This is a genomic window from Hyphobacterium sp. CCMP332, from assembly GCF_014323565.1.
GTDB lineage: Bacteria > Pseudomonadota > Alphaproteobacteria > Caulobacterales > Maricaulaceae > Hyphobacterium.
In genome coordinates this window covers 2,402,264-2,422,100 of the sequence record NZ_CP058669.1, presented here as the reverse complement: position 1 = coordinate 2,422,100, position 19,837 = coordinate 2,402,264, and the positions used below count along the sequence as shown (strand labels likewise).

Annotated in this window: 22 protein-coding genes; 11 read left to right on the top strand and 11 right to left on the bottom strand. The window is 62.3% G+C overall.

Going from position 1 to position 19,837, the window contains the following annotated elements; all coding sequences use genetic code 11:
- Positions 1-38 precede the first annotated feature (38 nt).
- The 4 genes from ccoG to ccoS are packed head-to-tail and all read left to right on the top strand — an operon-like array spanning position 39 to position 4,334.
- Positions 39-1,523 (top strand): cytochrome c oxidase accessory protein CcoG, encoded by a 1,485-nt coding sequence (ccoG, locus tag HXX25_RS12135; RefSeq protein WP_187166164.1) that lies wholly within the window; start codon positions 39-41, stop codon positions 1,521-1,523.
- Positions 1,520-1,978 (top strand): FixH family protein, encoded by a 459-nt coding sequence (locus tag HXX25_RS12130; RefSeq protein WP_187166163.1) that lies wholly within the window; start codon positions 1,520-1,522, stop codon positions 1,976-1,978. Before ccoG ends, HXX25_RS12130 begins: the two co-directional genes overlap by 4 nt.
- Positions 1,966-4,125: a heavy metal translocating P-type ATPase gene (locus HXX25_RS12125; RefSeq protein ID WP_187166162.1), complete on the top strand. Its 2,160-nt coding sequence runs from the start codon at positions 1,966-1,968 to the stop codon at positions 4,123-4,125. The genes HXX25_RS12130 and HXX25_RS12125 overlap by 13 nt, the downstream gene beginning before the upstream one ends.
- Positions 4,125-4,334, top strand: coding sequence for a cbb3-type cytochrome oxidase assembly protein CcoS (ccoS, locus tag HXX25_RS12120; RefSeq protein WP_187166161.1), 210 nt, complete (start codon positions 4,125-4,127; stop codon positions 4,332-4,334). Before HXX25_RS12125 ends, ccoS begins: the two co-directional genes overlap by 1 nt.
- Here ccoS and HXX25_RS12115 read toward each other — a convergent pair.
- On the bottom strand, positions 4,292-5,062 hold the full coding sequence (locus tag HXX25_RS12115) for a DUF2189 domain-containing protein (RefSeq protein WP_187166160.1): 771 nt from the start codon (positions 5,060-5,062) through the stop codon (positions 4,292-4,294). The genes ccoS and HXX25_RS12115 overlap by 43 nt on opposite strands.
- Positions 5,063-5,138: 76 nt before the next feature.
- Here HXX25_RS12115 and HXX25_RS12110 point away from each other — a divergent pair, with 76 nt between their 5' ends.
- On the top strand, positions 5,139-5,885 hold the full coding sequence (locus HXX25_RS12110; protein WP_187166159.1) for a sulfite exporter TauE/SafE family protein: 747 nt from the start codon (positions 5,139-5,141) through the stop codon (positions 5,883-5,885).
- Here HXX25_RS12110 and HXX25_RS12105 read toward each other — a convergent pair.
- Complete coding sequence (locus tag HXX25_RS12105; RefSeq protein ID WP_187166158.1) at positions 5,882-6,409, bottom strand: hypothetical protein; 528 nt, start codon at positions 6,407-6,409, stop codon at positions 5,882-5,884. The two genes, HXX25_RS12110 and HXX25_RS12105, sit on opposite strands and share 4 nt — an antisense overlap.
- Before the next feature lie 134 nt (positions 6,410-6,543).
- On the opposite strand from HXX25_RS12105, the gene HXX25_RS12100 reads away from it, so the two are divergent.
- Positions 6,544-6,882 carry a hypothetical protein gene (locus tag HXX25_RS12100; protein WP_187166157.1) on the top strand — a complete coding sequence of 113 codons (339 nt, stop codon included), beginning with the start codon at positions 6,544-6,546 and terminating at the stop codon, positions 6,880-6,882.
- Here HXX25_RS12100 and HXX25_RS12095 read toward each other — a convergent pair whose 3' ends face one another.
- From HXX25_RS12095 to HXX25_RS12065, 7 genes are all read right to left on the bottom strand, one after another.
- Positions 6,883-8,178 carry a tetratricopeptide repeat protein gene (locus HXX25_RS12095; RefSeq protein WP_187166156.1) on the bottom strand — a complete coding sequence of 432 codons (1,296 nt, stop codon included), beginning with the start codon at positions 8,176-8,178 and terminating at the stop codon, positions 6,883-6,885. It abuts the gene before it with no gap.
- Between the two features lie 93 nt (positions 8,179-8,271).
- On the bottom strand, positions 8,272-9,507 hold the full coding sequence (locus tag HXX25_RS12090) for an argininosuccinate synthase (protein ID WP_187166155.1): 1,236 nt from the start codon (positions 9,505-9,507) through the stop codon (positions 8,272-8,274).
- 67 nt (positions 9,508-9,574) lie between these two features.
- A complete protein-coding gene (locus tag HXX25_RS12085; RefSeq protein ID WP_187166154.1) occupies positions 9,575-10,279 on the bottom strand; it encodes an SdpI family protein in 705 nt (234 codons plus the stop codon).
- On the bottom strand, positions 10,276-10,548 hold the full coding sequence (locus HXX25_RS12080) for a metalloregulator ArsR/SmtB family transcription factor (RefSeq protein WP_187166153.1): 273 nt from the start codon (positions 10,546-10,548) through the stop codon (positions 10,276-10,278). Before HXX25_RS12080 ends, HXX25_RS12085 begins: the two co-directional genes overlap by 4 nt.
- 107 nt (positions 10,549-10,655) lie before the next feature.
- Entirely contained in the window at positions 10,656-11,834 is a 1,179-nt protein-coding gene (locus HXX25_RS12075; RefSeq protein ID WP_187166152.1) for a dipeptidase, read from the bottom strand.
- A gap of 66 nt (positions 11,835-11,900) precedes the next feature.
- A complete protein-coding gene (locus HXX25_RS12070; RefSeq protein ID WP_187166151.1) occupies positions 11,901-12,383 on the bottom strand; it encodes a hypothetical protein in 483 nt (160 codons plus the stop codon).
- A complete protein-coding gene (locus tag HXX25_RS12065) occupies positions 12,380-12,847 on the bottom strand; it encodes a hypothetical protein (protein ID WP_187166150.1) in 468 nt (155 codons plus the stop codon). The genes HXX25_RS12070 and HXX25_RS12065 overlap by 4 nt, the downstream gene beginning before the upstream one ends.
- A gap of 221 nt (positions 12,848-13,068) precedes the next feature.
- On the opposite strand from HXX25_RS12065, the gene HXX25_RS12060 reads away from it, so the two are divergent.
- Both HXX25_RS12060 and pyrF read left to right on the top strand, forming a co-directional pair.
- Complete coding sequence (locus HXX25_RS12060; protein WP_187166149.1) at positions 13,069-13,905, top strand: SDR family oxidoreductase; 837 nt, start codon at positions 13,069-13,071, stop codon at positions 13,903-13,905.
- A gap of 6 nt (positions 13,906-13,911) precedes the next feature.
- Complete coding sequence (gene pyrF, locus HXX25_RS12055) at positions 13,912-14,598, top strand: orotidine-5'-phosphate decarboxylase (RefSeq protein WP_187166148.1); 687 nt, start codon at positions 13,912-13,914, stop codon at positions 14,596-14,598.
- Here pyrF and HXX25_RS13905 read toward each other — a convergent pair.
- Positions 14,595-15,761 (bottom strand): hypothetical protein, encoded by a 1,167-nt coding sequence (locus HXX25_RS13905; RefSeq protein WP_233347012.1) that lies wholly within the window; start codon positions 15,759-15,761, stop codon positions 14,595-14,597. The genes pyrF and HXX25_RS13905 overlap by 4 nt on opposite strands.
- A gap of 63 nt (positions 15,762-15,824) precedes the next feature.
- Positions 15,825-16,031 (bottom strand): DUF1674 domain-containing protein, encoded by a 207-nt coding sequence (locus HXX25_RS12045; protein ID WP_187166147.1) that lies wholly within the window; start codon positions 16,029-16,031, stop codon positions 15,825-15,827.
- A 46-nt stretch (positions 16,032-16,077) separates the two neighbouring features.
- Between HXX25_RS12045 and HXX25_RS12040 the strand changes: the two genes are divergently transcribed.
- Genes HXX25_RS12040 through HXX25_RS12030 form a run of 3 tightly spaced genes read left to right on the top strand, consistent with a single transcriptional unit; the run spans position 16,078 to position 19,809 of the window.
- Positions 16,078-17,382, top strand: coding sequence for an RsmB/NOP family class I SAM-dependent RNA methyltransferase (locus tag HXX25_RS12040; protein WP_187166146.1), 1,305 nt, complete (start codon positions 16,078-16,080; stop codon positions 17,380-17,382).
- A 43-nt stretch (positions 17,383-17,425) separates the two neighbouring features.
- Entirely contained in the window at positions 17,426-18,088 is a 663-nt protein-coding gene (rpe, locus tag HXX25_RS12035; protein ID WP_187166145.1) for a ribulose-phosphate 3-epimerase, read from the top strand.
- A 5-nt stretch (positions 18,089-18,093) separates the two neighbouring features.
- The gene (locus HXX25_RS12030; RefSeq protein ID WP_187166144.1) at positions 18,094-19,809 is read left to right on the top strand and encodes a heparinase II/III family protein; all 1,716 of its coding nucleotides are present in this window, start codon (positions 18,094-18,096) and stop codon (positions 19,807-19,809) included.
- The last annotated feature ends 28 nt before the right edge of the window (positions 19,810-19,837 follow it).

Here is a 19,837-nt window from a genome sequence, read left to right as displayed (position 1 = left end):
GCATCCCTTTCCTCCCCGAATAAAGGCATAGTGCAAAAATGAGCACGGCCAGACATAATCTGATTTCCGCCCCCGGTGTCGAAACCCACCAGGTCGAGGCGGTGAATGACGCCACCCAGCGCAAGCTGTATAAAAAGCGCGAGCAGATCTATCCCAAGCTGGTGCACGGAAAATTCCGTTTCGCCAAATGGGTGTTCATGCTGCTGGCGCTGGGGGCGTATTACTTCATCCCCTTCCTGCGCTGGGACCGCGGGGCCTCGGCACCGGACCAGGCCGTGCTGATCGATTTCGAGGGCCGGCGCTTCTATTTCTTCTTCATCGAGATCTGGCCGCAGGAGATCTATTATGTCTCCGGGCTTCTGATCATTGCAGCGCTGGCGCTGTTTCTGGTGTCTGCCCTGTTTGGCCGGGTCTGGTGTGGCTATGCCTGTCCGCAGACGGTCTGGACCGACCTGTTCATCGCCGTCGAGCGGATATTCGAGGGCGACCGCAACAAGCGGATCAAGCTGGACCGTGCCAAATGGTCGTTCAACAAGGCGTGGCGTAAAACCGGCAAACACGCCGTCTGGCTGCTGATTGCCGGGGCGACAGGCGGGGCGTGGATCCTCTATTTCCACGACGCCTATGACACGCTGTCACACTTCTTCACCGGCGGATCGCCGATGTCGGCCTATCTGTTTTTCGGGGTTCTGACCTTCACCACCTACACGCTCGCCGGGACGATGCGCGAGCAGGTTTGCACCTATATGTGCCCGTGGCCGCGGATACAGGCGGCGATGACGGACCGGGATGCGCTGAATGTCGCCTACCGGGTGGATCGCGGCGAACCGCGCGGGCCCCACAAGAAGGGCGAGAGCTGGGACGGGCGCGGTGATTGCATTGATTGCAAGGCCTGCGTCGTGGCCTGCCCTATGGGGATTGATATCCGCAATGGCTCGCAGCTGGAATGCATCCAGTGTGCGCTGTGCATTGATGCCTGCGACGACATCATGAAGAAGGTCGATCGCCCGACCGGCCTCATCTCCTATGACACCGATATCAATATCGACCGCCGCCAGGCCGGGCTGGCTCCGGTCTACAAATTCCTGCGCCCGCGTGTGCTGGTCTATGCGGTCTCGCTGGCGATTGCCGGTTCCATCATGCTGTTCGGCCTCACGACGCGCGCCAGCCTGGACGTCAATGTCACGCGCGATCGCAATCCGAATTTCGTCACCCTGTCGGACGGGTCAGTGCGCAATGGCTATACGCTGAAAATCATCAACCGCACCCATGATGACTTGGAATACACGGTGGAGATTGACGGGCCGGACGGGCTGGAGTGGCGGATTCTGGGGCAGGAGGCCACGCGCGGCCTCACCGTGGATGTGCCCGCCGAGCGGACGCAGGATTTCCGCCTCTTCCTGACCGTCCCGCGCGACACCATCACGACCAGCAATGAAAGCGTGGTCTTCACTGTCTCGCCGCAAGGCTCGGACGAAACGCGCACAGCCGAAACCGTCTTCCTGTCGGGAGGTCCACGATGATCCGTGAAATCAAGGGCTATCACGTCCTCATCGGCCTGCTGATCTTTTTCGGGGTCATCATTGCCGTCAATGCGGTTTTCCTGACGCAGGCCTTCCGCACCTTCCGGGGGGAGGATGAGCCGCGCTCCTATATCCAGGGCATCAATTACAATGACACGCTGGCGCGCCGCGAGGCGCAGGCAGAGCTGGGCTGGACCGCCATCAGCACGGTCAGCGAGACCGGCGTCCGGATCGAGATTTCCGATGCGGACGGGCAGGGTGTGACCGGTCTGATGCTGGATGCGCGGCTGCGCCATCCGGCGGATTCCAATCTGGATATCGTGCTGGACTTGCGCGGTGACGGGCCCGGCGTCTATGCCACACAGGCCGATATTCCGGACGGCCGCTGGACGCTGGTGGTGTCAACCCCGGAGGGTCCGCCGTTTGAGATGGAACAGGAGATATGGCTGCAATAGATGCCAGCGGGATTGATCCTGAAGCCTTCGTGCGGGCGCGCGACGGCCATCAGGAAATGGATCTGCTTGTCTCCGGCGTGCATTGCGCGGGCTGCATTTCGCGTGTGGAAACCGCCATGCGCGACTTTGACGGCGTCTCCCATGCGCGGCTGAATCTGTCGACCGGACGCCTGTCGCTGGTCTGGAGCGGCCCGGCGGCCCGCGCCCGCGATATGGTGAGAAAGCTGGGCGAGATCGGCTATCCGGCGACGCCGTTCGAGCCGGAAACCGGTGCCGATGCCACCACTCAGGAAGAGCGGCGCCTGTTGATCGCCATGGCAGTGGCGGCCTTTGCGACCGCAAATGTCATGCTGTTTTCGGTCTCTGTCTGGGCCGGAACGGATATGAGCGCACAGACGCGCGACCTGTTTCACTGGATATCCGCCCTGATCGCCCTGCCGGCCGTCGCCTTTTCCGGACGGCCCTTCTTTTCATCGGCATTGGCGGCGCTGAGGAACCGGCAGGTCAATATGGATGTGCCGATCTCGCTGGCGGTGACGCTGGCCTGCGGCCTCTCCCTCTACGAAACCATACAGGGCGGCGAGGAAGCCTATTTCGATGCTGCCGTGATGCTGCTCTTCTTCCTTCTGATCGGACGCTGGCTGAACAGCCGGCTGCGGGCCAAGGCGGGAGCAGCAGCACGGCAACTGGCGGCAATGCAGGCGGCGACTGCCAGCCGCATCGGCGTGGATGGCCAGCTGAAAGCCGTTCCCGCCCGCGATGTCCGGCCCGGAGATGTTTTGCTGATCGCGGCGGGTGAGAAGGTTCCCGTCGATGCAGAGGTGATCGAGGGGACCAGCCATCTTGATGCGGCGCTGGTGACGGGGGAAACAAGACCGGTTGATGCTGCGCCGGGCGCAGAGATATTCTCCGGTATGGTCAATCTGGGCGCGGCATTGAAAGTCCGCGCGACAGCCCGGCGCGATGATTCGCTGTTGGCAGAGATTACCCGGCTGGTCGAGGCCGGCGAACAGAACCGCTCGCGCTATGTAAAGCTCGCCGATCACGCGGCGCGGCTTTACGTGCCCATCGTGCACACGCTGGCGGCGCTGACGCTGGTCGGCTGGATCGTCGTGGGGGCTGAGCCCCGGACCGCCATTCTCAATGCGATTGCCCTGTTGATCATTACCTGCCCCTGCGCACTGGCCCTGGCCGTTCCGGCGGTGCAGGTGGTGGCCTGCGGGCGGCTTTACAGGTCGGGCGTGCTGGTCAAGTCCGGCGATGCGCTGGAAAGGCTGGCCGAGGCCGATCTGGCCGCGTTCGACAAGACCGGGACGCTGACCATCGGCAAGCCGCAACTGGTCAATCGCGACACCATAACCGATGCCGATTTCGAGCGCGCTGCGCTGCTCGCCCGGACCAGCCGTCATCCCCTGTCGCGGGCGATTGCGGATCTCGCCGGGATGGGCGCAGTGGCGGACGGCGTGACCGAAACCCCCGGCGGCGGTCTGGAAGCGGTGATTGACGGCCAGCGCGTGCGGCTGGGCTCGGCCAGCTGGATGGGGATTGAAGCGACGGGCGAAGCGGTCTCGGAAGTCTGGCTGCAATCCGGAGACCGGGCACCCGTGCGTTTTGCCTTTGCCGACCAATTGCGCAATGACGCAGCCGAGGCCGTACGGGCGGTCGAAAAGCTGGGCCTGCCGGCCCGTATCCTGTCCGGCGACCATGCCGAGGCCGTCGCGGGAATGGCGCAGACGCTGGGCATGGATAACTGGCAGGCCGGGCTGAAACCGGCCGAGAAGATTGCCGCCCTGGAGACCGCTCGCGGCGAGCACCGGCACGTTCTGATGATCGGTGACGGGTTGAATGATGCTCCGGCCCTGGCATCGGCGCATGTTTCCATGTCGCTCGCCAGTGCCGCCGACATCTCCAAGGCAGCGGCCGATTTCGTGATCCAGCGGGACCGGCTGTCTGCCATTCCCGAAACCATCATCATTGCCCGCAAGGCGAAACGCCGGGTGCTGGAGAATTTCGGTCTTTCGGTCGCTTACAACATGATCGCCGTGCCACTCGCCACATTCGGTTTCGTGACACCACTGGTGGCTGCCATTGCCATGTCGGCCTCCTCGCTGCTGGTCACGCTCAACGCGCTGCGACTGGCGCGCTGATGGAGGTGCTGATCTATCTTGTCCCTATTGCATTGGGCCTGGGGGTGGTCGGTCTCACCGCCTTCCTGTGGACGATGAAGGCCGGCCAGTATGAGGACCTCGATGGCGCGGCGCATCGCATTCTCATTAACGATGATGACAGGCCGCTGCCTGATGACAAGGCCGGTCAGGCGGAAGCCGACGGACCGGACGACGTGCAGAAGTCCTGATAGGCGCGCCAGCTGGCATGGCCCAGCCAGGGAAAGACCACCGCCAGCCCGACCAGAAAGAAGGCCGTGCCGATAATCGTCCAGAAGGCGATCAGCCACGCCCATGTCAGCATGGCCAGCGGATAACGGCGCACAGCCGTCACTGACGCGATGAGCGCCGTGGCAGCATCGACTTCGCGGTCAATCAGCATGGGAAAGGAAATGGCGGAAATGGCAAAGGCGGCCAGCGCCAGCCCGGCCCCGATGATCGTGCCCACAACCGCCATGAGCAGGCCCGCCGGATGGGTCAGCACCCATGAGGAGAATTCCGCCAGCGTCGTATAGTCCTGCGATGCAAAATAGGCGTAGAGGAATTGCGCAATCCGCGCCCAGCCGAGCAGAAGAATGATGAGCAGCAGGCCCAGAAAGGCGACCTGGGATATTTTCTCGCCAGAGACCAGCCAGATATCGCTGAAGCTGACCGCCTTGCCCTCATCGAGATGCTTTGAAATCTGATAGAAGCCGACGGCAAAGAGCGGCGCAATGAGCGCAAAACTGGAGAGGGCAACAGGGACCCAGGCCGCGGCCCCGATCCACCAGAGCCCCCCGGATAAAAGCGCCCCTAGCGCCACGAAAATCAGCCCGTAGCCAATGGAAACCACCGGCGCGCGTTTGAGATCATTCGCCCCGGCCTTCAGCCAGCGCATGGGCGCGCCCGGCCGGACCGCATTCAATTCAATAGCTGCCATCTTGTCCCTCCCCGGATAAGTCCACAATCATCATAAGGCCAAAGCACCGGACTTGCCCAGCGGCGTAGTGCCGCGCATGCCATACTTTCCACAAGCCGATTCCGGAGGCAATGTGCCCGCCATGGAAGCCTTGGCGCAAATCAGTTTTCTCGGCGGTCTGATCGCCGGGCTGGCGAGTAGCCTGCATTGCGCCGGCATGTGCGGCGGCATTGCCTCGGGCCTGATGTTTTCCCTGTCGCCGGACCAGAGCCCGGCGACGCGGCTGGGCGTGCTGATGACGGCGCAGACCGGGCGGATGCTGGGCTATGTTCTGGCCGGGGCCGCGGTGGGGGCGGCTGGCACCGGGCTCTATTCGGTGATGGACTTTTCGGCTGCTCAGGCCGTCTTTCGCTGGGGCGCGGCGATGATGCTGGTCTGGATCGGCCTGTCGCTGACCGGCTATCTGCCCGCGCCGGTCGTGCTCGACCGTGTGCTGGCCCCGGTCACCCGTTTTGTAATGAAGCCGGTCATGGCCGCCGGGCCGGTCTCGCCCTGGCTGGCCGGGCTGGCCTGGGGGGCTCTGCCCTGCGCCATGGTCTATGCCGCCCTGCTCTATGCCATGCTGGCGGGCAGCGCGTTACAGGGCGCATGGGTGATGCTGGGCTTTGGCCTTGGCACCTTGCCGTCTGTCACCGGCACGGCGCTGGGTATTGGCGCGCTGGAGCATATGGGCCGCAAGCCCGGCCTGCGGCTCGGGGCGGGCCTTGCCATCGCGGCGCTGGGCGGGCTGATGCTGCTCATCCCGCCGGAGGTGATCGCCGCGATGTGCGGGATGGCGGTTTAACCCATCTCCGGCCGGACGATATTCGGACCCAGATTGCGCAGCACTTCGGAAGCGTTGAAGTCATTGGCTTCATTGCCGGACGGGCTGCGGCCCATGACGATTTCGGCCACGGCTTCATAGCGCGTGCTCTCGCGATAGTGACGGTCATTCCAGAACGGGTCGTGCCAGCCATACCAGCCATGACGCGGGTGGAAATAGCGGTAATCGACATAGAAGCGCGAATAGAAGGGGTCGGTATCGTAACGCCGGGTCTCTTCATCGGTGGCGCGCCGGACGACGGTGAAATGCTCATAGCCGCGTTCGCGCGTCAGCTCGGCCGCGCGATAGAGCAGATAGGTCTCCACGGTTTCGCGGTCGGTGATGGAATTGCCCGAGAAGGTGATGCGATAGCGATCGCGCTCGATGGCCTGCTCGCTATAGCCGTAGACGCTGCCGCCGGCCTGACCGGCCTGTTGATAGGGGGTCGGGGTGGCGCAGGCTGCCAGAAGGACTCCGGCGAGTATAAGCGTTGCGGTAATTCGCATGGCAATCTCTCCATTTCTATGTCCTCGCGCGAACGAGTATGAGCCTGTTGCGCGGGTTTTTCCAGTGGTGTCATTCCGGGTTCATCGAATTCGTGTCAGGCTCTCCCGTCAAAGGAAACCGATAAGGAGTTCGCATGTTCCGTATTCTCGCCGGCAGCGCCGCTGTCTTCGCCCTGAGCACCGCAGCCTTTGCGCTGACGCCGCAGGAGGAACTGACCGCCGCCTGCACGGAATCCGGCAATGACGCCGCGGATTGCGCCTGCGCTGCGGATCACATTGTCGAAACGCTCGACGAAACCGAGCTGGCCTTCATGCTCGCCGTGATGGAAGCCGACACGAATGAGCCCACGGAAGTCATGAGCATTGCCGCCGAGCAAGGCATGGAAGTCGCCGACATCATGGTGATGGGTCAGAAAATGCAGGTGGCCGAACCCGTCATGCGCGAAGCTTGCGGCATTGATGAATTCAACTGATTAGTCGAGATCATATTCCAGAATGATGGTGGGCGGCACGGCTTCGGACGGGCCGCTGCCATCTTCCGGCCACAGCGCCCAGGGCGCATTGGCAACCACGAAAATCCGGTCATCCTGCACATCCACCAGAGTCGGCTCGCCGAAATCGGGGTGATTGCGGAGGAGAATCTCCGTGTTCGCCACGCCGAGCCCGTCCGCGGACAAATCGATCGCGATCACGGCATGGGGTGCGACGCCATTGCGCACGGCGATGAGCCGACCCTCGCGGGTGGCGGCAAGGCCATCAATCCCGACCAGGCTTTCTGATCCCGGACGGACCTGCTGCGCCGTGCCGTCGGCGAGGTCCACCCGCCACAGGCCCAGCGCATAATCCGCCACATAGAGCGCGCCATCGGCCAGCGCCGCGCCCTGTAATCCTGCAAAGCGGGCATCGTCCGATAAGAGCTGCAGGCGGCCGGTGAGCGAGGTCAGCTGGTAGATGCGGTTCGCGCCGCTATCGATTGCATAGACAATGCCATCGCGCGTGACGATGTCGGCGATGCGGTCGGCGCCGTCGATTTCATAGCGGCGGTAGACATCGCCGGTGATCATATCCAGCGCGACGAGGGCGGTCGTAGCTGCTTCGCCCTCGGCGAGCGGGGTTTGCGGCAAGGTGCCGGTCGCCGCCCAGATGACGCGATTTACATCATCGGACGCAATGCCGAAAACCGATTGCAGACCGTCTTCGGCATCGGCGAAGACCGCAGCGGAAGAGCGATCAAAGGGCTCGACCACCAGCACCTGACGCCCGGTGACATCAGACAGGAAAATCCGGTCGGTCTCGATCTCGACGGCGACACCTTCGATCAGGCTGCCGGCGACGCTGACTTCGGCGGCGCGTTCCGCCTCGCCGCCCATGCCGGAATGGCGTGCCAGCAGGCCATCGAGCGCCGCATAGCGGTCCGTATAGGTCTCGCGCAGGCGGGCATCACTCTCGCCCAGACGGGAAAGGTCAAAGGAAATCCCGGCCTCGGCCACGGCTTCGAGCGCTCCCAGCAGCAATTCGTCATCGCCGCTGGCCATGCCGGTCTGGGCCAGACCCAGCAGAATGCCGGGATGACCGGGTTGCAAGGCGCTGGCCGCCTGAAGCGCCCGGCGGGCGGCTTCGTAATCACCGGCCTCTGCCGCCCGCGCGGCTTCGGCGCGCAAAGCCCGCGAGGTCTCGAATGGCGCCAGCGGCGCGGGTGCCTCATCCTGTGCGAAGGCGGTGATCGGGCTGGCCGCCAGTAGAGCGGCGGCGGCAAGGGAACGGATCATGGGGCGTCTCACAGCTGATTTGAGGGCATTGGAAGATATCTGTGCCGGCAATGCACCTGACAATTTCGCGAGAAAGATTGCCTGACTGACAGGTCAGTCATTCTCCCCCAGACGTTTCTTGCGGGCGGCCAGAAGCTGAAGGCGCAGGGCATTCAGCCGGATAAAGCCCTGTGCGTCCTTCTGATCATAGACATCATCGTCTTCAAAGGTGACGTGTTCCAGGCTGTAAAGTGACATCGGCGAGTGGCGGCCCACCACATTCACCGAGCCCTTGAAGAGGCGCAGGCGGACATCTCCGGAGACATATTTCTGCGAGTGGTCGATGGCGGCCTGCAGCATTTCGCGCTCGGGCGAGAACCAGAAACCCTCATAGAGAATTTTGGCGTATTTCGGCATCAGCTCGTCCTTGAGGTGCATGGCACCACGATCGAGCGTGATCTGCTCGATGCCGCGATGCGCCGCCATCAGGATGGAGCCGCCGGGCGTTTCATAAATGCCGCGCGATTTCATGCCGACAAAGCGGTTCTCGACGAGATCAAGACGGCCAATGCCGTGGGCGCGGCCCAGATCATTGAGGCGCTCGATCAGCGTCGCCGGAGAGAGTTTCTCGCCATTCAGCGCCACGGCATCGCCCTTTTCAAAGGAAATGACGATGTATTCGGCCTCATTGGGCGCATCCTCGGGCGCCAGCGTGCGCTGGAAGGTTTCCTCAAAGGCCTGCGCTGACGGATCTTCCAGATTCTTGCCTTCCGAGGAGGTGTGCCAGAGATTGGCATCGACGGAAAACGGTGCCTCGCCGCGCTTGTCCTTGGGGATTTGAAGCCCCCGGCTTTCGGCATAGGCGATCAGCTTGGTGCGCGAGGTTAGATCCCATTCCCGCCAGGGTGCGATGACATGCAAAGACGGATCCAGCGCGGCAAAGCCCAGCTCGAAACGGACCTGATCATTACCCTTGCCGGTCGCGCCATGGGCAACAGCATCAGCGCCGGTCTCGTGCGCGATCTCGACAAGGCGCTTGGCGATCAGCGGGCGGGCAATGGAGGTGCCGAGCAGGTAGAGGCCTTCATAGACGGCATTGGCGCGCACCATGGGATAGATGTAGTCGCGGGCAAATTCCTCGCGCACATCCTCGATGAAGATATGTTCGGGTTTGACCCCGGCGGCGAGTGCCTTTTCGCGCGCGGGTTCGATCTCCTCGCCCTGCCCCAGATCGGCGGTAAATGTGACGACTTCCGCGTCATAGGCTTCCTGCAGCCATTTGACCGCGATGGAGGTATCCAGCCCGCCGGAATAGGCCAGTACAATCCGCTTGATATCCTTGCGCGCCATGCCGCATCTCCCGAAAATCGATTTCGGGCGGAAACTATCGCAAGCACAGGCCCGCGCAAGCGATCAATCAGACCCCGGCATCCTCATCGGCATCGTCCGGATTGAGGGTTTCGCGCGCCGGGTCAGCCTGCCACACCAGAAAGGAATAGATGACGAGGCCCAGCGTCGATACCAGAAGCGCCGCCATCAGGCCGATGGTCACCGGTTCCGGCGGCAGAAGCAGGGCCGCCGCCAGACCTGCCACGCCGAGCCCCAGAAAGACGCGGCTGGCCCAGCGGTGGGTCTTGTCCCAGGAGAGGTCCGAAGACAACGTCCAGGGCGTGCGGATGCCGGCGAAGAAATTCGGCCGCGCCTTGGCAATGACGAGGCCCAGGAGGAGCATGATGGCCGCGATAAAGATGCCGACGCCGCGGGCCATGACCTCGCCCTCGACACCGCCGCCGACAGCCGTCCAGGTGATCAGGCCCTGCCCGCCCGCCAGCGCCACAACGCCGATGATCCAGCCGACAATATAGACCGGCCGGGAGCGGCGCAGATTCTTGCCGCGCGGGTCGATATTCGGGGCAATGGCGAGCAGGAAGGTGATGCCGAGAAGAATAGCCGGCAGGAAGAGGAAGGCTTCGGTTTTCGAGCCGTAGCTATCGGCTTCGCCCGACAGGTTGAAGTGGACGGGCACTTGCGCGCCCGGTTCGGTGTTGATCCAGCCATAGGCGGAAAAGATGACGGCGAGGACAAAGGCAAAGGCGGAAATGATCAAACCCAGGCGGATCATGTGTCAGTCTCCTTACGACCCATCAGGCCCATGAGCAGGGCGATGGCTTCTTCGGCAGCGCCGGCATTGAGCCGGTAGCGGATCGTCGTGCCATGACGTTCGGCGAGGATCAGCCCGGCCTCCCTGAGCGCGGTGAAATGGCCCGACATGGTCGGCTTGGATACGGGAAAGGCCGCGGCCAGATCGCCCGCCGACATCGGCCCGTCGCGCAATTTTGTCAGCACCTGACGCCGCACCGGATGGGCCAGCGCCTTGAAAACATCACTCATGGCCGATGATTGACATGCACTTTATTTAGCGTCAAGACTAATTATTGAAAAAGCGAAAGATAAATACACACCGCCCGGCGCGTTCCCCCCAGGCGTGCGAGTAAGCGCTATTCCGCCGGCAGATTCTCGAGAAAAAATCGTATCTGGTTTTCGCCCATCACGGCGCGAATGTCGGCTTCGCTCATCCCGCCCGCCAGCAGCGCATCGGTGAGCGCGGCCAGTTCCGAGGCATCGAATGTGGCAGTGATGGAGCCGTCATAGTCTGATCCCAGCGCGATGGCCTCCACGCCGAATTGCTCTGCGGCATAGGCGATGACGCGCGCAACGCCGGCCGGGCTGTCATCGCAGGTCACGTCCGCCCAGAAACCGATGCCGATCAAACCGCCGCGGGCGGCAATCTCCGCAAACAACGCATCGTCGATATTGCGCGGCGTTTCGCACAGGGAGCGCACGCCGGTATGGGAGACAATCAGCGGGGCGTCTGTCATGTCCAGCACTTCGCGGACTACGGCCTGCGAGGAATGAGCGAGATCGAGGATAAAGCCCTGATCCAGAAGATCGCGTACGGCTGCACGACCAAAATCGGTCAGGCCGGCATTCGAGAGGCCATGCAGCGAGCCACCCAGCTCATTGTCGAAAAAGTGCTGCAGGCCGACAACGCGATAGCCTTCAGCATAGAGGCGCGGAATATTCGCCAGATCGCCTTCCAGCGGATGCGCGCCTTCCGTGCCGAGAATACCGGCGACCATGTCCGGATTTTCAGCATGGGCGGCCAGCGCCGCGCTCAGATCGGCACGGCTCTCCACCACGACGAATTCGCCGTCTGATAGTTCGGCGGCGCGGTGCAGGCGGCGGGCATGGAAGCGGGCGCGATTATAGAGCGAGCCCCAGGTGTCCACCGGCCAGCGCTGGGCAATCGCCAGCAGGGTGATGTCATCACTGGTCGCATCATTGGTCTCGTAATTCATGTTGGACGGCGTCTTGGTGACCGAGGTGAAAACCTGTAACACCACGCCGCCCTCGCGCAGGCGCGGCAGGTCGGTATGACCCCGGCCATAACGGCGCACCGGGTCGCGCGACCACAGAAGCAGATCGGAATGCAGGTCCGCGACGCGCAAGGTTTCATGCAGGGCCTGCGCTTCCGCCGATATGACATAGGGCTCATGCGGAGTAACCGCGTTCAGCGCATGATCGACGCGCGGCGGCAAGATGAAAAAGAAAAACCCGGCCCCGGTCAAAGCCGTCACCAATATCGCCATTCCGAGCCATTTGAAAAACGTGCGCATGTTCGATCTCCCCCTGATGGGTCGAACATTGGCCCGGACAGAGGTGCGGAGCAAGACGGGAAAAGTTCAGGCTTTATTTGCGGAATAGGGCGGCTTTGGTCGTCCGGCGGCCAACCAGTATGTAAGGCCTGCAATGAGGCCTGCCGCGGCGAAAACCGTGACCAACGACACTTGAATTCGGCTGACCATATCTGGCCCGCCGCCCAGGGCTGTCATCATGCCAGCGCCAAGGCCCGCGCTGATGATTGTGTCCCCCCAGCCTCGCGGCACATGCGTCCAACGCATCAGAAAGACGAGCAAAATGGTTGGGAAAAACGCGACGAGGACAATGTTGAATCCAATTAAACGCGCCACAAACAGAATTGACGGAATCGCCAGCCATCCAGGAGCGTCTTCCCCTATTGCCAAAAATATGGCGGACAACGACCCAACAAGACCGGCTACAAAACTGGCTGATAGAAAGGCCACGATTGGCCTCACTACACGCCGCCGTAGCTGTTGTTCGTATGCCGTTTCTGACTCTTTCAACATCGCGCGACGATCACTCAATTTTGCTTTGCTATATATGGCACCCTCGGCCGTCCGGTGAAATTCCAGTAGGCCGCGCCGCCGATCAGTCCGGCCAGGCCAAACACGCCGACCATCAGTGACGGGGTTTCGGTGATTGCGGATACGCCATGCAGCACGACATGCATCATCACCGCGCCGAGCAATCCGCCGGCGATGGCATCCGCCCAGCCCCGGCGAAGGCCGGTCAATCTTATGCCCCAGATCAGAAGGCAAGCCGGCACACCGGCTAGGGCGGCCGTGTAAAACCCGAGCGTGATCGCCACGATCAGCATGCCGAACAGGCCAAAGGGGCTGAACGTCTGATCCGGTTCGCCCCGGAGCGCGATGGCGAAAAAGACGATGGAGACCAGCAAGCTGGCCACCATGCTGGCACCAAGAAAGGCGATGGCGGGAAACAGAAATCGCCGGACGAAAAGGCGTCCCAGATGCTCTATGACGGTCATGCGCCTCTCCGTTTTGCGCCATCCTGCCGCAAGCTGAGGCGGGCCGCCAGATGCGCAATGACGCAGTGCGTCTCCACGGCCTTCCGGTCCGGGTTATCGTGCCGGTACCGGCGGCAATGATTGCCTCCGGCGTGGATAAAACTGTAGGAGTTGTAGTAGTAGGAGTCGAAATCCGCCGATTCCGGATTTATCCACGCTTTCCGCCGTCAAAGGACTGAAAAATGGCCCGCAAACTCGTTCTCATCACCGGCGCATCCTCCGGCATCGGCGATGCCATGGCCCGGCAATTCGCTTCCAGAGGCTGGGATCTGGCCCTGGTCGCCCGCCGCGAAGACCGCTTGCGCGATCTTGCCGCGGAAATGAAGGCCAAGAATGGCGTCGACAGCCTCGTGATTCCCGCCGACCTGTCCAAACCCGGTGAACCGGAGCGCATTGTCGGCGAAATCGAAAAGGCCGGACGGCAAATCGACGGTCTGGTCAATAATGCCGGCGCCGGACAACCGGGATATTTCACAGAAACGGACTGGGCTGATCAGGCGCGCTTCCTCGAACTGATGGTGACCAGCTATCTCAAGCTCATCCACCTGATCCTGCCGGGCATGGAGGAACGCAAATTCGGGCGGATCCTCAATGTGTCGTCGGTTTCCGCCCTGTTGCCGGTCTCGCCTGGCCATACGCGCTATTCCGGCACGATCTATCCCGGCGCGAAGGGGCTCCTCATCAAGGTGTCGCAATCCCTGAAGGCGGAAATGACGGGCAAGAATGTTCACGCCACCGCAGTTTGTCCGGGCTATACTTGGTCGGAATTTCACGATGTGAACGGGGCGCGCCAGTCGGTTTCGCAACTGCCGTCCTACTGGATGCTGAAAGCCGAGGACGTCGCCGCCACTGCCTATGATGCGGTCGAACGCAACAAGGCCGTCAGCGTGCCGGGGGCCTGGTATAAATTCATGGTCGCCACGATGCGGGTTCTGCCCGACCCGATCGGCGAATGGCTGATCGCGCAGCAGGCCAGACGCGCCATGAAGCGCGCCCAGACCTCACAAGCCGCGGAGTAAGGCGCCATGAGAAACCGCCTGATTGTCGCCCTCGACCTGCCCTCCACCGCCGAAGCAGAGGCCATGACCGCGCAATGCGGAGAGGCCGTTTCCTTCTACAAGATCGGCCTGCAACTCCTGCCCGTGGGCGGGATGGATTTTTGCGAAAAGCTCCGTGCCGCCGGGAAAAAGGTGTTTCTGGATTTCAAGCTGCACGACATCCCGACGACAGTGGAAAAAGCCACACGGTCCATTGCCTCGCGCGGCGGGGATTTGCTGACTGTCCATGCCGAACCGCCCGTGATGCGCGCCGCCGTGGCCGGGCGCGGCGATGATCCGGATCTGAAATTGCTTGGCGTGACCGTGCTGACCTCCTATGATGATGCGATGCTGACCGAGATGGGTTATGCGATGGGCGCGCACGATCTGGTGATGCGGCGCGTCGAGCAGGCGCTGGAAGCGGGCATGGATGGCGTTGTCGCCAGCCCGCTGGAAGCCGCTGAAATCCGGAAGAAATTCGGGGAGAAATTGCTGATCGTGACGCCGGGTATCCGGCCCTCATGGTCCAGTCAGGACGATCAGGCCCGCGCCGCCGTGCCCGCGGATGCCCTGCGCAACGGGGCCACGCATCTGGTCGTCGGGCGGCCGGTCAATGCCGCTGCTGATCCGGCCGAGGCCGCGCGGAAAATCCTCGAGGAGATGGAAGCCGCCTAATAGCTGCCGCCACCGCCGCCATAGCCACCACCGCCATAGCCACCACCGCCATGACCGCCGCCGGAATAACCGCCACCGCCATAACCACCACCGGAGTAGCCGCCGCCACCGTAACCGCCGCCACCGTGACCACCATAACCGCCGCCGCCATAGCCGCCTCCGCCGTGACCGCCGCCACCTCCGCCGCCGGTAATGCGGACGCCGGTATTGACGCGGACATTGGTGTTGACATTGACATTGGCCGAGGCGCTGGCATTGGCGTTCGAATTGGATCCGGCGCCGCTGCCGGCAAAGGCGCGGGAGCGTCCGCCGCTATTATTGATAATGATTGTGCCGCCCCCGCCGCCGCCATAATAGACCGGTGACCGGCCGCCGACGCCCGGAAAAATCGGGCCGGACCAGCTTGCATATTCGCTCTGGTGTCCGCAGCCACTGTGATGCTGATGGTGATCCGTACAGCCGCAAGAAGAATGGTGTCCGCCCGAGGAATAGCCGCCGGTCTCTTGCCAGTAACGGCCATCCTGACCGTGCCATTCCCGCGCATAACGGGAACGGGTATGTTCAGTCTCACGGCGATAATAGCTGTCTTCTCTCACGACATAGCGCGGAGGCTCGTAGCGAGGGGGCTCATAATGTGGTGGACGCTGAGGCGTATCGACGAGGCGGCAAGGCCCGCCCGACGCGTTCCACTCGGCTTCGGTCGGAACCGGGTCGAGAATCACACAGGGATGGCCCGGCATGCGGCGTCCGCCCTGCGATCCTCCCCGGTGATCCACATATCGATCCGATCCGTGGCCTCCCGAAATATATCGATGCCCGGCCTCGTTGGGACTGTAATCGCCGTCCTCGATATAGGCATACCGGGAGCGGCCGGAGGTTGGCTGCCGCGAAAGCGCCGAGCCTTCATGGCTGTTCGACGTATATCCGCCAGATGTCTGCCGGGTTTCATGGCCGCCTCCGGAATATATCCCGGAACGATCCACCACACAGATCGGCTCGGACTGGCCCTCGGGGTATTCCTGTCGTGTCCCAGCAGGACATTCAGCAAAACGAATCTGGGCACCTGACGGGACGTTCTGGCCCCCGAGCAGGCGGTTATAGTCCTGGGCGACCGCCGGACTGGCAGCCGAGAAGACAAGGAGAGTGGCGAGCATCTTGTTCATTAACAAAATGCTAATGCCAGACTTGTGCCAATTGACAGCGATTTCCCTTGTCGCGCGAAGCGATCAGAAGTCGGAGATCACGCCCTTGCGTTCCCAATCCCCGAAGCGCGTAGGCTCGAGGCCTTTGGGGCCATTGATTTCCTTGGGGGAATCGGTCGCCTCAGCGCTTTTATTCCGGCGCTCTGCGGCTTCTTCCAATGCGCGGCGCGCAGGCTCACTCAAAACCTTGCCGGGGGCGGCTCCTTCGGGATGTGTTTCAGGCTTGCTCATGGACGGGGAGATAGCGCGTCAGAACGCGACATGCTAGTGCGCGCGCATGAATCCTGGACTCGATGCCCGCCGCGCCTCTGTGCGCGCTCTGAAATTTGTGCTGGAAAGCCGGACGGCGCTGGACGCTGCGCTCTCCCAAACGCCGGAATTCGGGCGTATGGAATCGCGCGACAAGGCCTTTGCCCGTTTGATATCTGCCACCACGCTGCGCCGGCGCGGGCAAATTCACGCCGTGCTCTCTGCTTTTCTGGAACACGACCTGCCCGAACATGCCGGGGAAGCGCGGTTATTGCTGGAGACCGCGACCGCGCAAATCCTGTTTCTGGACACCAAACCCCATGCGGCCGTTTCCGAGGCGGTAACGCTGGCGAAGACATCGGCGAATTCAAAGCGGTTCTCCGGCCTGATCAACGCGGTTCTTCGAAAGGTCGTTGCCGGCGGAAAAGAGATCGCCGACGCCACACCGCTATCCGACAATCTGCCAAACTGGCTGCGGGACAGCTGGCAGGCCGCTTATGGCGTGCGTACGGTCGAGGACATCTGCGCCGTCATCATGCGTGACCCGCCCCTCGATCTGTCCTTGCGACATAACGGGAACGGTGAAAGTCTGGCCGAGGCCATCGGGGCGGCCATCCTGCCGACGGGCACACTGCGGAAGCCGGAAATCGGCGACCTGACTGCCCTGCCGGGTTTTGACGAGGGGCAATGGTGGGCACAGGATGCCGGCGCGGCTCTACCCGCCCGCTTGCTGAATGTTCAGCCGGGCGAATCAGTGCTTGATCTATGCGCCGCGCCTGGCGGGAAAACCATGCAGCTGGCGGCGGCGGGTGCCTCGGTGACAGCACTGGATGCGTCCCCCAAACGCATGCGCCGAGTTGCCGACAATCTTGGCCGCACCAGACTTGTGGCCGAATGTGTCACCGCCGATGGTCAGAATTGGGGCGAAGCGGATTCTTTCGACGCCATTCTTCTGGATGCGCCGTGTTCGGCAACCGGCACACTCCGACGTCGTCCAGACGCGGCATGGATCAAGAATCAGGAGGATATCGCTTCGCTGCTTCCGATCCAGAATGCGTTGCTGGACAATGCCGCGCGATTGCTGAAGCCCGGTGGACGTCTGGTTATCTGCACATGCTCGCTTCAGCCGGAAGAAGGCGAATACTGGCTCGAGCACGGCCTGACACGGCATCCGGAGCTGGACATTGACGCGGTCCAGCCAGAAGAATTGCCGGAACTGGAAGGGGCCATTCTGGAAAACGGAACCGTTCGCCTGACTCCCGACATGTGGGCAGATCGCGGCGGAATTGACGGTTTCTTCATCGCCCGGCTGCGGAAAACCGGCAAAGCCTGACGGCTTGCTTGCGCGGGCACGGGCGCGCTGTTATTCGAAATACATGGCTGAACCTGTTCTGATCGCGCCGTCTATCCTGTCTGCGGACTTCGCGCGGCTCGGCGCGGAAGTGCGCGCCATTGACGAGGCGGGCGCGGACTGGATCCATGTCGACGTCATGGACGGTCATTACGTCCCGAATCTCACAATCGGCCCGGGTGTTGTGAAGGCGCTTCGTCCCCACTCGAAAAAGACTTTCGACTGCCATCTGATGATTGCGCCGATTGATCCGTTTATCGACGCCTTTGCCGCAGCGGGAGCCGACATCATTACCGCCCATCCCGAAGCCGGTCCGCACTTTCATCGTACGGTGCAGGCCATCACGGCAGCGGGTTGCAAGGCGGGGGCCGCGCTGAACCCCTCCACCAGCGAGACCGTGATTGATCACGTTCTGGACGAGCTGGATGTGGTTCTGGTGATGAGCGTCAATCCCGGATTTGGCGGGCAAAGTTTCATTGCATCACAATTGCGCAAGATCGAGGCGCTGGCCACCACAATAGAAAAGCGTGGGCTGGACGTGATCATCGAGGTGGATGGCGGAATCAATCCGCAAACGGCACGGCAATGTATTGACGCCGGCGCCCGGGCGCTCGTGGCGGGCACAGCTGTCTTCAAAGGCGGCGCGGACAAGTATTCGGCAAACATCAAAGCCCTTCGCGGAGATTAGCCGGAATGACCCGTGCGGTCCGACTCTCCGATTATGCCGAAGCCCTGAGCCGCAAGGTGCAGCGTGAGCTCTTCGAGACACTGAACTCAATCGGTGGCGCGCGGGCCATCTCGGCGGGGCCCCTTCCTGAAGTTCCCTTTTCTCCCCCGCTGAAAGATATTCGCGGAGCAGACGCCGCCCGCGGTGCAGCCATTCTGGACGGGCGTTTCGGGTTTTCCGGTCACGTCCTGGAAGGTGAGAATCCGTTTTCAATACCGGCACCCTCCGAGCGTTTTGCGCGTTCTCTGCACAGTTTTGCCTGGCTGCGCGACCTGCTCGCTTGCAAGGACGGACAGGCCAACGCCCGGGCCGGTGAATTGATTGATAGCTGGATCGCCAGCTTTGATACGTGGAACAGTTTTTCGTGGGCGCCGGAGATCAATGCACAGCGGATCATCAACTGGGTGTTGGCAGGACAGCTTTTCACGGGCGAGCCCGACCGTCTGAAATCATTGATGCGCCAGGCGCGTCATCTGAAACGATCCGCCATACACGGCTACACCGATGTGGATCATATTCGCGCCGGTGCGGCCTTGATGCTATCTGGCGCGGCGCTGGCGACGGACAGCCTCCGCGCTGCGGGCCAGAAATTGCTGGACAGCGAATTGCCGCGTCAGGTCTTTACAGACGGTGGTCATCTGAGCCGGTCTCCCGCGACCACGTCTGAAATCCTGACCCTTTTGACGTTGATTGATACCGCCGACGCGCACGTCAACCGGGAAACGCCTGAATCGGTCAGCCGGGCCATGGACCGCATGGCGCCCATCATCCGCTTCTTCCGCATGGGTGATGGTGGCCTGGCCGCATTTCAGGGCGGCGGCGAGGGCGATCGCAGGGCCATAGACATTTCGCTTTCTGCCCGGGATACGGGGGCCCGATCATTCGGGTTTGCGCCCAATAGTGGCTATCAGAGGGTCGAAGCGGGTGGTGCCCTGTTGATCATGGACGCCGGAAAACCGGTTAAAGGAGCGTCTGCCGTATCCGCGCATGCCGGCGCGCTTGCTTTCGAGCTCGCGGCAGGCGGCCACCGTATCATTGTCAATTGCGGATGGGCCGACCAACAACCCGACAGCTGGCGGGAAGCCGTGAGGGCGACCGCGGCTCATTCGACCCTGACACTGGAAGAAACGTCATCGGCGCGCCTGATTCCGCCCGGCTGGCCGCGAAAACTTCTGGGTCCGCGCTTTGAAGACCAGCCCGGCATGGTCGTAGCCCGGCGCAATGAAGAAGACATCGGGACATGGATCGAGGCCAGCCACGATGGCTATCATGAAAGCTTCGGCCTTCACCATCGACGGCGATTATTCCTGGCGGCGGATGGCGGTGATCTGCGCGGCGAGGATGGACTTTTCCGGCCGGTCGACGACGGCCCGCCGGAAGATGTCGATCAGCGGTATCGATATGCGATCCGCTTTCACCTTCATCCCGGCGTCAAGGCTTCGCTGGCGCGAGACGGAATGAGTGCCCTTCTGGTTCTCGGAAATGGCGATGGCTGGCGATTCCGGACAGATGGTGGCCCGATCCGCATCGAACGATCCGTCTATCTGGCCGCCGGGGGCGGCCCGAAACGGACCTCACAAATCGTCGTTCAGGGCGAGGCAGAGCCCTTCGGAGCCGGCGAACGTCCGCCCAATCGGGTCCGCTGGGCATTTCAACGCCTGGGCCGCGTTGGCGGAACGTAAGCGTTCACGTCTTTGCCTCCTCGCCACT